Source organism: Gluconobacter cadivus (genome assembly GCF_015244745.1).
Taxonomy (GTDB): Bacteria; Pseudomonadota; Alphaproteobacteria; order Acetobacterales; family Acetobacteraceae; genus Gluconobacter; species Gluconobacter cadivus.
Genome location: NZ_JABCQI010000003.1, coordinates 144,771 through 159,720, shown reverse-complemented (window position 1 = coordinate 159,720; position 14,950 = coordinate 144,771). Strand labels below are relative to the sequence as shown.

Genomic DNA, 14,950 nt, shown 5'->3' with positions numbered 1-14,950 from the left:
AGAAACTCCCCGCCGCGTCGAAGGCGGTTCTTATGCGACCGTTTCCGCCACGCGCTGAAGCTCCACAAGACCGTTCACGACGGCCAGCGCAATCTCGCCGCGCACCAGCGCCTGGGCATCCAGTCCGAAGAGTTCGCGACGCCAGCCGCGCAGTGCTCCAACATCGGTCTCTCCAAGAGCAATCAGATCCAGATCTTCCGAAGAGGCGACCAGACGGGGGGCCACTTTGTGCTCTTCGCATTTGGCAGCCAGCAGGACCCGCAAAAGCGCGACAAGGGCGGCGGAAGGGCGCGCCCGTTCGGATTTCGACGGCGCTTTCGGAAGTTCGGATTCCGGGCATTCCTGAGCGGTGCAGATGGCCTCAAGCAACCCTTTGCCCATCTTGCCCTCGGCAAACCCACGGGTCACGCCACGGATACGGGAAAGCGCCTCAACCGTATCCGGATGGACGGCTGCGATTTCCAGGAGGCTTTCGTCCCGAATGACGCGCTGACGGGGAATATCGGCGTTCTGCGCTTCCTGCTCACGCCAGGCGGCCACTTCGCGCAGAATAGCCAGCATCCGGCGGTTGCTGGTGCGGGCTTTCAGCTTTTCCCACAGGCGGCGGGGATCGGGACGGAACGTCTTTTCTTCGGTCAGGATGGCCTGTTCGGAGTCGGCCCAGTGCAATCGCCCCTGCTCGGCAAGCTGTTTGCGCAGAGCTTCATAGACCGTGCGCAGATGGGTCACGTCGGCGGCGGCGTAGGCGATCTGCGCATTGCTCAGCGGACGGGCCGACCAGTCGCTGAAACGATGCGCCTTGTCGATGCTGCGCCCTGTAATCGCGCCTACCAGACTGTCATACCCGACCTGATCGCCAAAGCCGGCCACCATGGCGGCAACCTGCGTGTCGAAAACCGAAGCTGGAAGACGGTCGAAAATATGAAGGAAAATCTCAAGGTCCTGCCGCGCGGCGTGGAAAACCTTGATGCAGTCCGGCTTGGCCAGAAGATCACCGAGCGGCGCAAGATCAATGCCGGGAGCGAGTGTGTCGATCAGGACGACGTCTTCGGTTCCGGCCAACTGAACGAGGCAGAGCTCCGGCCAGTAGGTCTTTTCCCGGACGAACTCCGTATCGATGGTGACGAAAGGCTCGTGCTGCAATTTTTCGCAGATACGGGCCACCTGCTCGCTGGAGGTCAGGAGAACGGGGGTCGGGAAGGTCGGAGCTTTCGAGCGCATGACACGATCCTACACAAAGCGCAGGATCGTGACCACGCCCCTCACGTCCTTCCCTCACCCGTTTTCCGGGCTTCTCAGGGGAAAACGATCAGAGAGACTGGTCGATCCATGCCTTGAGCTGGCTCTTGGGCAGAGCGCCCATCTGCTGCGCGACCGGCTTGCCATCCTTGAAGACGATCAACGTCGGGATGCTACGGACACCATACTTGGTCGGGGCTTCGGGATTGGAGTCGATGTTGACCTTCGCAACCTTCAGGCGGCCCTGATACTCGGCGCCGATTTCTTCAAGCGCCGGTGCGATCATCTTGCACGGGCCGCACCATTCCGCCCAGAAATCAACCAGAACCGGACCTTCGGATTTCAGAACGTCTGCGTCGAAGCTGCTGTCGCTGACGGCAACGGTGTTTGCGCTCATGGGTATGTTCCTTGTGACGAATGAAGTTTCTGAAAAATGATATCGGCTGCCGTGCCCCTCACCGCAAGGGGGCTTTTGATCTGCATCAAATTCCAGACCGCACCTGATCCAGTAGAGTGACCGGGAGTGTGACAACGGCTGGCCCTTCCGTCCAGACCAGCGAACAGTGAATGTCGTAGCCCGGATGAAGTTGCGCCAGCACGGCACGATAAGCCGCCATCTGACGCAGATAGACGACGGGCGTGCGATCGGCGCGAAGCTGCGGATTACGGTTCGTTTTGTAATCGCAGATCCAGATCTGCTTGTCCCCGATCCGCAGACGATCAACCTGCCCGAGCACGACACGCCCATCACTGACGCCCGAAATCGGCTGCTCGGCACGGCTTCCGGGCGCGAAGAGCGGTGCGAGATCCGGGTGCGAAAGAACGCCCATAACCTGTCCGGCCAGACGATGGATTTCCGGCTCCGTCAGTCCAAGAGCCCGGCGCGACAGCCAGCGCACGGCCACGGCCTCACGCTCTGCCGCCGGGGTTTCGGGCAGAAGCTGGAGCAGACGATGGATCATGGTGCCGCGCCGCATGGCCTGTTCGCGGACCGGCGTAGAGCGACCGGCCAGAAGCTCCAGCGGGGAACGGGCAGCAGGGAGTTCGCCGAACTCGGCCCCATCCGGACGGCTGGGCGCGAGCGGACGCGTCATGGCATCTTCACGCTGGGCAATGAAGGGCTTCCAGTCCGGAGCGCCCCCCATCCAGTCTGGCAGCGTCGCACAGGGCGGTTCGGCATCTTCGGCCCGGAAAGCGACGGGCGCGAGTGTGCGCTCCTCTTCCAGCACAAGCCGTTCGCCGTCCCAACCAAGATCCAGAGATTCGGAACGGGCATTAGCCAGTTGACGGAACCCGGCCTCGCACTGCCGATACCAGCTTGTCTCGACAGGCTCGCGCTTGCCCGCAGCCCCGCAGATCACCAGCCAGTCACTGGCACGGGTGAGAGCGACGTAAAGCAGGCGGTTGCTTTCGGCACGCGCCTTCTCGGCGTCCCGTTCGGACAGGGTCGCCGTGATATCCGTGCCCATGTCTTTTTTCGGAACCCAGAGCGGAAGTTCGAATGTTCCAGCTTCTTCCCACAGAAAATCGCTGCCGGGCGGCGGCTTGGACAGCGTATCTGGCATGACGACCAGACGCGCCTGAAGCCCCTTGGAGCCATGCACGGTCATGACCCGGACGGCTCCCAGATCGCTCTCGGCCTCGCGCTTGCTGGTAATCTCGCTGGCTTCGAGCCAGTGCAGGAAGCCCTGAAGCGACGGCGGATGCAGCCCCTCATAGCGCAGGGCTGCCGTCAGCAGTTCGTCCACCGGTTCAGCCGCTTCCGGCCCGAGACGACGCAGCAGCCGCGTGCGGCCGCCATGCTGGCCCAGTGTTTCCGCCAGCAGACGATAGGGCGAGGCATAATCGACGCGGGCATAAAGCGTGGACAGCATCTCCCACGCCGCCCGCCAGTCCTCGCGTTCCCGATGACGGTCCCGCAGAACGCTCCAGAGCGGCTGGCCTTTCGGACCGAGGGCATGAGCCGTGCCATTGCGGGTGGCGAGCGCCATCAGCGAGTCGTCCGTCAACCCCCCAAGCGGCGATGTGAGGACGGAAGCCAGCGTCAGGTCATCCTGTGGCAGAAGCAGCGCCGCACAGAGCGTCATGAGATCGCGGACCGCGACCTGTTGCGTCAGCCCGACCCGGACCAGCGTTGCGACCGGCACATTGCGCGATTTCAGAGCCCGGATCAGCGAACGCAGGAACGGCGAGCGCCGGGGAACAAGGATCAGCACGTCCCCAGCCTTCAGAGGCGCCTGCCCCGGTTGGGGCGGACGCCCGATCTGCCGGTCAATCCATTCTGCAAGGGCTTCGGCAAGACGCTGCGGCGCGCTTCGCTGTCCGGTATTGGCGGAAGGCGCGCGCCAAGGCGTCAGGCCCTCGTCATCGTCCTCGCCCTGAACGACGGGGACGAGCGGCCACAGTTCCACACGCCCTCCCTGCCCCGGACGGGCCGAGACATGCGGGCGGAGCGTCTTTTCGCCTTCCTGCAACAGGCCATGCGCCGCCAGAGGCTGGGAAAACACCGCATCCACGAACGACAGAACAGGTGGAACGGAACGGAAAGACACGTTCAGTTCCGGATCACGCCACAGCAGCCCGGCATTGCGAACCCGGTCCGCGAACTCGGTCCGCCAGCGATGGAACTCTTCCGGCTGGGCGCCCTGAAACCCGTAAATCGACTGTTTGTAATCGCCGACCGCGAAAATCGTGCGCGGACGCGGCCCCATGTCCCACGCACCTTCCCCCGCAAAGAACTCGGAGGTCAGCGCACCGGCGATTTCCCATTGCAGGCCGGAATTGTCCTGCACCTCGTCCAGCAGCAGATGGTCGATACCGCCATCGAGCTTGTAGAGCACCCACGCCGCACCCGGATCGCGCAGAAGGTTGCGGGTTTCCTGAATGAGATCGTTGTAATCCACCAGACCACGGGCGGATTTGCCATCCTGAAACGCCGACAGCATGGGCGCGGCCAGACCGAGAAGGGCACGGTTCAGCAGCACCAGACGCAGGCTTTTGAGGCGGGTCTGAAGATCGAGGAGACGCTGCGCTTCCTCTTCCAGAAGCGGCGCGATCCACGGAACAGCGGTCTGCGCCGCCTTGCCGACGATGCCGTTCACCTTGCGCGGACCACCATCCTTCGTCAGCAGGCATTGTGCCCACCCTGTCGGCACACGTTCACCCGGTTCCGTCCCGAGCCAGTCCAGCATCTGTTCAACGAAAACACGACCGGACGCCGTTACGCTCCCAAGCGCATCGCGCAGCCCGGCGCGAAGATCCTCCTCTTTCGGCGGACGACAGGCAAGGTTTTCAAGATCCTCAATGCCTTCCTGCCCGGCTTTCAGGGCCTTGCGATAGGCGCTGACCACACTGTCCGGCAGGGTCGCCCAACGCTTCAGCAGCGGCCGGGCGCGACTTTCCTCCATGTTCAGCGTGCGGATGCGCCTGAAGAAATCGTCCAGCCCCACCGTTCCGGCCACATCGGCCGCAAGCTCCGGTGCGCGGGCCAGACCGTCTTCCATCGCCTCGCGCAGGGCCAGCGTCGTGTCGGTCTCTTCCATCAGCGTGAAATGCGGATCGACCGAGGCCTCCAGCGGAAAACGCCGCAAGAGCGACTGGCAGAACGCATGGATCGTCTCGATCCGCAGGCCTCCGGGCAGGTCCAGCACACACAGGAACAGTGACCGCGCCCGCGCCCGGGTCTCGTCCGTGTTGGGGACGTCGAGGCTTTCAAGCTCTGCTCCCAGCGTCGCATCCGGCAGCGAGACCCAGCGTCCCAGCTTCTGTTGAAGGCGATTGGCCATCTCGGCGGCAGCGGCCTTGGTGTAGGTCAGACACAGGATGCGCGAAGGATGCGCACCATCGGCCAGAACGGTACCCCCATCGTCGGTCTGCACATAAAGCGGCAGCATGAGCCGCAGCAGACGGTCGATCAGCAGCTTGGTCTTGCCCGACCCCGCCGAAGCCGAGACGAACACAGAAGCACGCGGATCAGACGCCTGACGCTGCGTGCGGTCGGCAGCGGCGATGACTTCGTCACGGGTGACAGGGCGGGTAATGGGGGACACGTCGTTCATTCGCCCTCTCCTTCCGCATAGGCCGCGCGCCATTCGTCCACGCGGGCAAGCTGCGCGTAGTCGGTATAGCGCGGGACGTGCCCGGCCCAGGGCTGGGAGCGGTAGGGCTGATCGGGATTGTCGTATTCGTCCACGAGGGTCCGGAGCTTTTCCATCGCCCCGGCAATCAGGGTCGGCGCATCCGTATGAGAGCGTGAGCCCGGCACTTCGCTCTCCTTACCTGGTTCGTCGCCGCCGGTCAGATGCCAGTAGAGCAGTTTCTTGGTCTCGACGGCGGGAACGTCCCTGAACGCCCCTTTCGCCAGAAGCGCGCCTTCGAGCACAAGCTGGACAGACCAGCCTTCCGCAACGTTTTTCCCGCTGGGCGGCTGGCCGGTCTTGTAATCGAAGACCGTCGCCAGACCATCAGCCCCGATATCAATCCGGTCCGCACGGCCACGCAGTTCGAATGGCGCGAAAGCGGCTTCAAGACGGAAAGACGCCGTGACTTCCACGAACCGTCCCTGCGCAGGGCCGCTTTCTTCCATGTCCGACCGGTAAGCGGCTTCCTTTTCCGCCACCCAGTCCGCAATCCGCGCCAAACGCGGGCCCCACCAGTTCACCAGGGCCGGACGCATATTGGCCTTCACCAGTTCCTCGGCAAAGACGCGGCGCAGAATAATGCTCGCATTGGCGGGCCAACGCTCGGGGAAGTCGCGCAGAACGCGTTCCATCGCCTCATGCACGATCATGCCGAAATCGGCATGTTCCGCGCCTTCCTCCAGCGGCTTGAGCGCCCGGAGTTTCAGGACGTGCTTGGCATAGATCGCGTACGGATCCTGCATCCACGTCTCGATCTCGGTAATGCTCAGACCGCGCGGACGCAGGGCGACAGGCGGCCGTGGTTCGGGCGGCGCAACGGCTTCGGCACCTGCCAGCGGCTGATCCAGACAGCGCTGCCAGTCCAGCGCGGGATGCACCGGCAGGCTCTGCGACCGGCCGCCGAGAAACGCCTCCATCCGCACCATCCAGCGCGCCGGAACGCCCGGCGCACCCTCCCGCCGGGCCGAACTGGCGAACACAGCCTCCTTCGACGCCAGAATGGTCGAAACGAAATCATGCGCGCTCACGCCCGTCTGCCGCTCCGGCGAGGGCAGCCCGACCCGCACACGCATCGGACGGCTCAGCCAAGGGCCCGGATCGGTCGTAGGCGGCCAGACGCCTTCGTTCAGGCCGCCAAGAACCACGACATCGAACGCCAGAAGCCGCGCTTCCAGCACACCGAGGATCGAAACACGCGGATGCGACAGTTCCACGCCGCCCCGATGCGCGCGCAGACCCGTCAGCATCTGCCCGGCCATGGACGTATTGAGAAACGAATCCAGATGCGTCAGGCGCTGCGGCGGGAGAATACCCGTATTGACGATCAGCGCCGCCAGATGCCGCGACAGCGCCTCCCCATCTTCGCCCAACCACAAACGCGCCCCGGGATGACGCGGCTCCTCTTCCGGCGCATCCAGCTCTTCCGCCGTGGCCGCCAGAGCCTCCGCCGTATGGATCAGGCGTTCGAGCAGTTCCGGCAGGGGAATTGCGCCCTCGATAGAGAGAAGCGGATCAAAGGCCCGCTCGATCCGCGCGATGAAGGCGGCGGGGCCTTCCGGCTCGTCCGGAGCGTCCGCGCTGGCACCATGATCGGGGGCATGTGTCTTCTGCGTATAATCGTGCAGCGCAGTTTTTAGCCCGGCAATCCCCGGCGCAGGGGCAGGCCCGCGCAGCAGAAGCCGCTCCAGACGCCGGGCGGAAGCGTGACAGTCACCCGGCGTGCGGCCCAGAGCGGCGAGCGGATGTTTCAGAACGGACAGCAGCGCAACGGGAGAAAGCTGCGCTTCGGCAGCGGTCGCGATCAGACGCAGAAACACAGCCGCTGGCGTCTGGGACAGGGACTCGCCCGCGCTGTCATCCGCATGGATGCCAAAACGCAGAAGCTCGGTCCCCACACGTTGCGCCAGAGCACGATCCGGCGTGACGAGGGCGCAGGTCTTTCCAGCTTCAGAGACGACATCGCGCAGAATCAGGGCGATGGCCTGCGCCTCCTGCTGCTGGTCCTGAGCGGGCAGAATGGAGAGACCGCCGATATCGCGCGGGCGGCTGTCCTGCCCCCAATGGGCAATGCCCTGCTCTGGCAGCAGCACTTCGCGCAACATCAGCTCACGCCCGCGATCACGTCCGCCATCCCAGTCCGCCAGCTCTTCCCGGGATAGACCCAGATCCGTCAGGATTTCCTTCAGACCGGCCTGCGGATGCGACGGCGGCAGGGCAGCCCAGATCTCGTCCGACATCCCCAGATCCACACCCGGCAGAACCACAAGCCCGGCAGGAAGCCGCGCCACCACGGCCAGAACGTCCGATACCGCCGCCGATCCATCTGCGAATCCCACGCCCCAGACGGGCGTGAGCGGCGGCTTTTCCGCCCACGCACGGGCCTGCGCCTTCAGACGTGCAATCTGCCGCGCCACCGGGTTGCACAGCCCTTCCTCTTCCAGCCATTTCGGCCAGATGGCCGTGACGATCTCCAGAAATTTCAACGTCTGCTGCCAGTGGTCGGAGAAGCGCTCCTCTACCGCGTCCGGCAGGCGCTCCGCCAGATCGACACCGCTGCGCTCGGCCTCGTCCATCAGATCCGCCAACGCCTTGGCAAGCGGCCAGGCCCGGTCGATTCCCTTGGTGCTGTCCACACCGACACTCACAAGCGGCGTCTGAAGGATCAGCATCGACAGCACCGCCAGACGCCGCTGCGGCTCCACGGCCGGAGGCAACAGGACGTCGATCCCGATAGAGGCCAGCGCGTCCTCGTCCACGTCATTGATGGCGACGATGCGTGGCAGAAGTGCGGCCTGTGTGTCCAGAACCCGCAGGAAGGCTTCCATCAGCGCACGACCCGCGCGACGGCTGGGAACGAGAATCAGGCCCGGACCATCCGTTCCAGCTGCCGGGTCCCGTTCCAGCCATTCCTGCGCCACGCGATCCAGAAACGGCTCCGTACCCGCAATGGTGACAACGCCGCTCATGGGATCAGTCCTGTCAGACGGTCAGCAGGCCAGCCCGTCAGTTCAACAAGGCGGGAGTCTTCGGTCTCGCCGGGAGAAAATGTGAGATGCAGCGCGCCTTCTGGCAGAAGGTCTTCGGCCCGCTCCGGCCATTCGACCAGCATGATCCCTTCGCAGGCCTCGTCCCATGCCAGTTCATGCAACGCATCCGGCCCGTCCAGACGCCACAGGTCATAATGATGAACCGTTCCTTTGGGCGTCTCGTAAGGCTGAACGAGCGCGAAGCTGGGGCTCGGCACCTCCATCTGCGGGTCCTGCGCCAGATGGCGCAGGAAAGCGCGGGAGAAGGTACTTTTCCCCGCACCCAGACCACCCGAAAGCGCAAGGCAGTCTCCGGGGCCACAACGGTCGGCAATCAGGGCCGCCAGAGTTTCGGTCGCAAGCTGGTCATCAAGGCGTATCTGCATGCCACCAATGTGGACCCGACTGCCCTGTGCCAGCAAGGGCGTGCGGAGCCCGTTCAGCGACCGACATTCCGCAGAAGATCCATCCAGCGCGCCATGACGGGACCTTCCTGAAACGCAGCGGCCCGCAGCCGGGCAGCGTCAGACATAGCCTGACGCCGTTCGGGCGCGCGCATCAGCTCCAACAGGGCCACGGCTAAGGCCTCCGCCTCTTCCGGCGGCACCAGCAATCCGGTCTCGCCATCGCGCACGATCTCCGCAGGCCCGGTCTCGCAGTCGAACGCCACGACCGGCAGCCCCGCCGACATGGCTTCAAGCAGGACCATCGGAAGCCCTTCATAACGCGAAGAGGCCACGAACATGGCCGCACGGGCATAATCGGCGTCGATCCCTCCGATAGCCGGCGCAATCGTCACACGATGCAATCCTTCCGCCTGTTGCAGCAGAGCGTCCCGGTCCGGCCCATCCCCCCGGATCAAGAGAGTCCAGCCTGCGCTCGCCGGGTCCTGCTCGACGATCCGCCAAGCCCGCAGCAGCAGGTCATAGCCCTTTTGCTCCGTCAGACGCCCCGCCGCCAGAACCAGCCGGGAGTCTGATGGATAGAGGCGGTCCGTCACAGGAGGCGCCATGTTCGGAATGGCCGTCAGCCGGGCACGCACCGTCGCCCCCTCGCGCCACAACGCCATGTCCCGCTGCGTCAGAACAACCACATCATCGGCCCAGCGCGCGGCGATCTGCCGCCCCCAGACCCGTTTGCGACGATCAAGCGTCACGTTGAAATTGAAATGCTCCCACACCACGCAGCGCACACCCGCCAGCTTCGCGGCCGCCACGCCATAGAGCGCATGGGTGGACTCCACGACCACCAGCGTGTCGATCTTCTCCCGTTTCAGGAAACGCGACAAACGCCAGACGATGCGAAACCACGAATTGAAAATCTTTACCGGTCGGTCGAACAGCGCGGTCAGAGGAATCTCAGGCGACAGGGGAAAGGCCGGAGCGCCCGCGCCGACCAGTTCCACCAGCCGCACGTCGCAGCCCTGACGCACCAGTCCGTTCATGACGGCACAGGCCGAACGTTCCGTCCCGCCGAGGCCCTTCAGGTCCTGAATTACAAACGTATATCGTACGTTCAATGCCCTACCCCAAGCCCTTCAAACCGATTATGAAACAGATCATGACGACTGCACCTCACACCCTGACCACCGATGTCGCAATTGTCGGCGCCGGTCCGACCGCCCTCTTCGCCGCGTTCGAATGTGGCATGCTCAAACTGTCCTGCGTCCTGATTGACGCTCTCGACAGTGTCGGCGGACAATGTGCGGCGCTCTATCCGGAAAAACCGATCTACGACATTCCGGCCCATCCCGCCATCGAAGGCGGCGCCCTGATCGAGGCCCTCGAACAGCAGATCGCCCCGTTTGATGTGCCCCGTCTACTGGGCTCGCGGGTCGAGACGCTGGAAGGGCACCGCGGAGACTTCACGCTGAAAACCGCACGCGGCGACGTCATCAATGCCAAGGCCGTCATCATCGCCGCCGGTGCCGGTGCGTTCGGACCGAACCGGCCGCCGCTCGACGGGCTCGAAGCCTATGAGCGCACGGGCGCAGTGCAGTATTACGTCAAGAAACGCACCGATTTCACGGGCAAGCGCATCGTGGTCGCTGGCGGCGGCGATTCCGCGCTGGACTGGGCGCTGTCCCTCTCCGATGTCGCCGAGAAAATCTATCTGCTACATCGCCGGGACCGCTTCCGTGGCGCCCCCGAGACACTGTCTCGTATCGAACAGCAGATTGAGGCCGGGAAGATCGAGAAGGTCGTGCCCTATCAACTCCATGCCCTGCACGGCACGGACGGCGTGCTTTCGAGCGTGGAAGTCACCACCCTTGAAGGTGCATCACGCCATATCGAAGCCGATGCGCTTCTGCCGTTCTATGGCCTGTCCACCGATCTGGGGCCGATTGCGCTTTGGGGGCTGGACACGCATCGCAACACCGTCCCCGTCACCCCGGCCACGCTGGAAAGCAGCACGCCGGGCATTTTCGCGATCGGGGACGTGGCGACCTATCCGGGCAAGCTGAAGCTGATCCTTCAGGGCTTCTCCGAAGGCGCCATGGCAGCTCATGCCATTCATGCCATCGTTCATCCCGACACGGCCCTCCACTTCGAATATTCGACCAGCAAGGGCGTTCCGGGCTAACGCAACGGGGCAGCATTTTTCGTGGCGCTGAGCCGATCACGGTCAGTTCAGGGCGGTTCTACAGACGACAACACAGCAGGACAGATATGAAAGTCATCGTCATGGGCGCCGGAGTGATCGGCGTTACAACGGCCTGGTATCTCGCTCAGGAAGGCCATGAAGTCGAAGTGATCGACCGCCAGCCGGGTGTGGGTCTGGAGACGTCTTTTGCGAACGCAGGACAGGTTTCTCCCGGCTACTCGACCCCCTGGGCCATGCCGGGCCTGCCGCTCAAGGCCGCCAAATGGATGTTCGAAAAGCACAGCCCGCTCGTCGTGCGCCCGCGCCTCGATACGGCCATGTTCCGCTTCATGGGCGAACTGCTCATGAACTGCACGGAAAAGGCCTATGACATCAACAAGGGCCGGATGCTGCGGATTGCGGAATACGCCCGCGACCGCCTCGACGCCCTGCGCGCCGAGACCGGCATCACCTATGACGGTGCCCAGAAAGGCCTGATCCAGCTCTTCCGCACGGACAGCCAAGTCGAATACGCCGCCGAAGACATGCGCCTGCTGGCCGAAAGCGGCGTTGAGCACAAGCTGCTGACCGTGGACGAGATTCTCGCCCGCGAGCCCGGCCTCGCCCATGCCCGACACCTGCTCAAGGCCGGTCTGCTTCTGCCGGGCGACCAGACGGGCGATGCCCATCTCTTCACGCGCCGTCTGGCCAAGATGGCCGAGGAAAAAGGTGTGAAGTTCCATCTCGGCGTCACGATCGAGGCTCTGGAAGCCGCCAGCGACGCCATCGTCAGCATCCGCACCAGCGCAGGCCGCATGACGGCGGACCGCTATGTTCTGGCGCTCGGCAGCTATTCTCCGCGCTTCCTCAAGCCGCTGGAACTGCGTCTGCCGATCTATCCGGTCAAGGGCTACTCCCTGACCATGCCGATCACGGACGAAAGCCGCGCCCCGGTTTCGACCGTCAATGACGAGACCTACAAGGTTGCCATCACACGTCTGGGCGATCGCATCCGCATCGGCGGCACGGCAGAGCTGAACGGCTTCAACCTGCGTCTCAGCCCCGATCGTCGCGAGACGCTGGAACTGTCCTTCAGCGAAATGTATGGCGGTGGGGACCTGTCCTCCGCGAAATACTGGACCGGCCTACGCCCCTGCACGCCGGACGGTACACCGATCGTCGGGCCTTCCCCGCGCTACGGCAATCTGTGGCTCAACACCGGTCACGGCACGCTGGGCTGGACCATGACCGCGGGCTCCGGCCAGATCGTCGCTGACCAGATCTCCGGTCGCCAGACGGCCATTCCGTCACTCGACCTGTCGCTCGACCGCTACTGATACAGTCCGTCCGTAAGCCAGCACGGTTTACGGACGCTCCAGAACACAAAAAAAGGGGGTCTGCCATGAGCAGACCCCCTTTTTGCTTTCCGCAGGTCTTCAGAAGAACCGGCGGAGACGCCTCAGTTGGACGGGGCAGCGTCTTCAGTCGGTGCGGCATCCGTCGCAGCGGACGTCTTCTTGTGATGCTTGTGCTTGTGGTGGTGCTTCTTGCCGTGGTGCTTCTTCGTGGACGTCTCGGCTTCAGCAGCCGGAGCAGCTTCAGCAGGAGCGGCCGGGGCAGCAACTGCGGGAGCCGGGGCAGTCTGAGCTTCAGCGGCAGGTGCAGCAGGTGCTGCCGTCGTAGCAGGATCGGCAAATGCCGGAGCGGCCGTCAGAGCCAGAGCAGAAACGGCGGCGATCAGGGACAGATTGAAAAGGCGCATCTGGAAACGAGGCTCCATAACAGAATAAAGACCGATCACATTCAGACGGTCTGAAGTGGTCTCATCCATAACGTTATCATTCCCGCCTCATACGGTCGCGCATTAACTTTATGAAATTTCAGTCTCTTGCGCGTGTAACGTGCGAATACGCCTCAATTCAGACAAAGTCCCTCATCGCCCATAGAAAAAGGCGTGTCCCGAACAAACGGAACACGCCTTTTTCTTGAAACCCCGTCCTGAAAGAGACGGTTCAGCTTGCGCGGGACTTCGTGGCGCGCTTGCGATCATGCGGGTCCAGATGCAGCTTGCGGATCCGGATGGCAGACGGCGTCACTTCAACCAGCTCATCGTCTTCGATATAGGCGATGGCCTGCTCAAGGCTCATGCGGCGCGGCGGCGTCAGAAGCAGAGCTTCGTCCTTGCCGGAAGCGCGCATGTTGGTCAGCTTCTTTTCACGGACCGCATTGATGTCGAGGTCGTTCTCACGGGAATGCTCGCCAAGGATCATACCCATGTAGATCTTCTCGCCAGCATCGACGAACATCGTGCCGCGATCCTGAAGGGAGAACAGCGCGTACTGCGTCGTCGTACCGTCTTCAGCCGAAATCAGCGAGCCGTTACGGCGGCCTTCAATCGTGCCCACATACGGCAGATAGCCGTGGAACAGACGGTTCATGAGGCCCGTACCGCGCGTGTCGGTCAGGAACTCGCCGTGATAGCCGATCAGGCCGCGCGACGGGATCAGGAACGTCAGACGAACCTTTCCGCCACCGGACGGACGCATGTCCTGCATGACGCCCTTACGGAGCGACATTTTCTCAACGACAACGCCCGAATACGGCTCGTCCACGTCCACCAGAACTTCTTCGAACGGCTCTTCGCGCTCGCCGGTCTCTTCGTTTTCACGGAACAGAACGCGCGGACGGCCGATCGTCAGCTCGAAGCCTTCACGACGCATCGTCTCGATCAGAACGCCAAGCTGAAGTTCGCCACGACCAGCAACTTCGAAAGCTTCGCTTTCCGGGCTTTCCGTCACCTTGATGGCCACGTTGCCTTCGGTTTCCTTGAAGAGACGGTCACGGATCTGGCGCGACGTCACCTTCTTGCCTTCACGACCACCCAGCGGGCCATCGTTGATGCGGAAGGTCATGGACAGGGTCGGCGGATCGACCGGACGCGACGGCAGCGGCTCGTTGATGGACGGGTCGGCAATCGTGTCAGGAATCGTCGCTTCGGACAGACCGGCCACGGCCACGATGTCACCGGCTTCGGCTTCTTCCACAGGCACGCGATCGAGGCCACGGAAGGACAGTAGCTTCGTCAGACGACCGGTTTCAACGATCGTGCCATCCGGACGCAGCACGCGTACCGGCATGTTCACCTTCGCACGGCCCTGATCGATACGACCCGTCAGGATGCGGCCCAGGAAGTTGTCGCTCTCGAGAATGGTGGAGACCATTCCGAACGGCGCGTCCTTGTCCACGTTCGGCTGCGGCACATGGCGCAGCACGAGGTCGAACAGCGGAGCAAGGTCCTTCTTCGGTCCGTCCAGCTCCAGATCGGCCCAGCCCTGACGGCCCGAAGCGTAAAGCATCGGGAAGTCGAGCTGGTGCTCGTCGGCGCCGAGAGAGGCGAACAGATCGAAGATCTCTTCGTGCACTTCGTCCGGACGGGCATCGGAACGGTCGATCTTGTTGACGACGACAATCGGACGGATGCCACGGGCCAGCGCCTTGCCAAGCACGAACTTGGTCTGCGGCAGCGCGCCTTCAGCAGCATCGACGAGGATGATCGCGCCATCCACCATGCTCAGGATACGCTCGACCTCACCGCCGAAATCGGCGTGGCCCGGGGTATCGATGATGTTGATGCGGGTTTCTTTCCACACAACGGACGTGCACTTGGCGAGAATGGTGATGCCACGCTCGCGTTCGAGGTCGTTGCTGTCCATCGCACGATCAGCAACATGCTGATTGTCGCGGAAAGAGCCGGACTGTTTGAGAAGCGCGTCAACCAGCGTGGTCTTGCCATGATCGACGTGCGCGATGATGGCGATATTACGGAGTTCCATGTGGTCTTCCAGACGGGAGGCATCGAAGAGAGGATTTGCGCCGTCTTCTGCACCGAATCCCGCCAATATGCAAACTCTGTCACCGTCTTTTCGTCCTGAAGATGCCTTGAGCCTGCGGGAAAGCTGGGCC

General features: G+C 63.3%; 10 protein-coding genes. 2 read left to right on the top strand and 8 right to left on the bottom strand.

All coding sequences use genetic code 11. The features are described 5' to 3' along the window. Positions 1–30: 30 nt before the first annotated feature. The 6 genes from rnd to HKD28_RS06275 all read right to left on the bottom strand — a co-directional run bounded on the left by rnd (position 31) and on the right by HKD28_RS06275 (position 9,923). Entirely contained in the window at positions 31–1,221 is a 1,191-nt protein-coding gene (gene rnd / locus HKD28_RS06300; protein WP_194267588.1) for a ribonuclease D, read from the bottom strand. 88 nt (positions 1,222–1,309) lie between these two features. Beyond that, on the bottom strand, positions 1,310–1,636 hold the full coding sequence (trxA, locus tag HKD28_RS06295; protein WP_062029874.1) for a thioredoxin TrxA: 327 nt from the start codon (positions 1,634–1,636) through the stop codon (positions 1,310–1,312). An 85-nt stretch (positions 1,637–1,721) separates the two neighbouring features. Continuing rightward, a complete protein-coding gene (addA, locus tag HKD28_RS06290; protein ID WP_194267587.1) occupies positions 1,722–5,297 on the bottom strand; it encodes a double-strand break repair helicase AddA in 3,576 nt (1,191 codons plus the stop codon). Next, entirely contained in the window at positions 5,294–8,344 is a 3,051-nt protein-coding gene (addB, locus tag HKD28_RS06285; RefSeq protein WP_194267586.1) for a double-strand break repair protein AddB, read from the bottom strand. The genes addA and addB overlap by 4 nt, the downstream gene beginning before the upstream one ends. Continuing rightward, a complete protein-coding gene (gene tsaE / locus HKD28_RS06280; protein ID WP_194267585.1) occupies positions 8,341–8,790 on the bottom strand; it encodes a tRNA (adenosine(37)-N6)-threonylcarbamoyltransferase complex ATPase subunit type 1 TsaE in 450 nt (149 codons plus the stop codon). Before tsaE ends, addB begins: the two co-directional genes overlap by 4 nt. A 53-nt stretch (positions 8,791–8,843) precedes the next feature. Continuing rightward, positions 8,844–9,923 (bottom strand): glycosyltransferase family 4 protein, encoded by a 1,080-nt coding sequence (locus HKD28_RS06275; RefSeq protein ID WP_194267584.1) that lies wholly within the window; start codon positions 9,921–9,923, stop codon positions 8,844–8,846. A gap of 41 nt (positions 9,924–9,964) precedes the next feature. Between HKD28_RS06275 and HKD28_RS06270 the strand changes: the two genes are divergently transcribed. Further along, the gene (locus HKD28_RS06270; protein WP_194267583.1) at positions 9,965–10,987 is read left to right on the top strand and encodes an NAD(P)/FAD-dependent oxidoreductase; all 1,023 of its coding nucleotides are present in this window, start codon (positions 9,965–9,967) and stop codon (positions 10,985–10,987) included. 86 nt (positions 10,988–11,073) lie between these two features. Further along, entirely contained in the window at positions 11,074–12,324 is a 1,251-nt protein-coding gene (locus tag HKD28_RS06265) for a D-amino acid dehydrogenase (protein WP_194267582.1), read from the top strand. Between the two features lie 122 nt (positions 12,325–12,446). Here HKD28_RS06265 and HKD28_RS06260 read toward each other — a convergent pair whose 3' ends face one another. Further along, entirely contained in the window at positions 12,447–12,818 is a 372-nt protein-coding gene (locus HKD28_RS06260; RefSeq protein WP_235993340.1) for a hypothetical protein, read from the bottom strand. Positions 12,819–12,999: 181 nt separating this feature from the next. Next, on the bottom strand, positions 13,000–14,820 hold the full coding sequence (gene typA, locus HKD28_RS06255) for a translational GTPase TypA (protein ID WP_099286351.1): 1,821 nt from the start codon (positions 14,818–14,820) through the stop codon (positions 13,000–13,002). Positions 14,821–14,950: the final 130 nt, after the last annotated feature.

Bases quoted from the DNA above. Each gene is read 5' to 3' on its own strand.
- rnd (WP_194267588.1), bottom strand. From the start codon at position 1,221: ATGCGCTCGAAAGCTCCGACCTTCCCGACCCCCGTTCTCCTGACCTCC.
- trxA (WP_062029874.1), bottom strand. From the start codon at position 1,636: ATGAGCGCAAACACCGTTGCCGTCAGCGACAGCAGCTTCGACGCAGAC.
- addA (WP_194267587.1), bottom strand. From the start codon at position 5,297: ATGAACGACGTGTCCCCCATTACCCGCCCTGTCACCCGTGACGAAGTC.
- addB (WP_194267586.1), bottom strand. From the start codon at position 8,344: ATGAGCGGCGTTGTCACCATTGCGGGTACGGAGCCGTTTCTGGATCGC.
- tsaE (WP_194267585.1), bottom strand. From the start codon at position 8,790: ATGCAGATACGCCTTGATGACCAGCTTGCGACCGAAACTCTGGCGGCC.
- HKD28_RS06270 (WP_194267583.1), top strand. From the start codon at position 9,965: ATGACGACTGCACCTCACACCCTGACCACCGATGTCGCAATTGTCGGC.
- HKD28_RS06265 (WP_194267582.1), top strand. From the start codon at position 11,074: ATGAAAGTCATCGTCATGGGCGCCGGAGTGATCGGCGTTACAACGGCC.
- HKD28_RS06260 (WP_235993340.1), bottom strand. From the start codon at position 12,818: ATGGATGAGACCACTTCAGACCGTCTGAATGTGATCGGTCTTTATTCT.
- typA (WP_099286351.1), bottom strand. From the start codon at position 14,820: ATGGAACTCCGTAATATCGCCATCATCGCGCACGTCGATCATGGCAAG.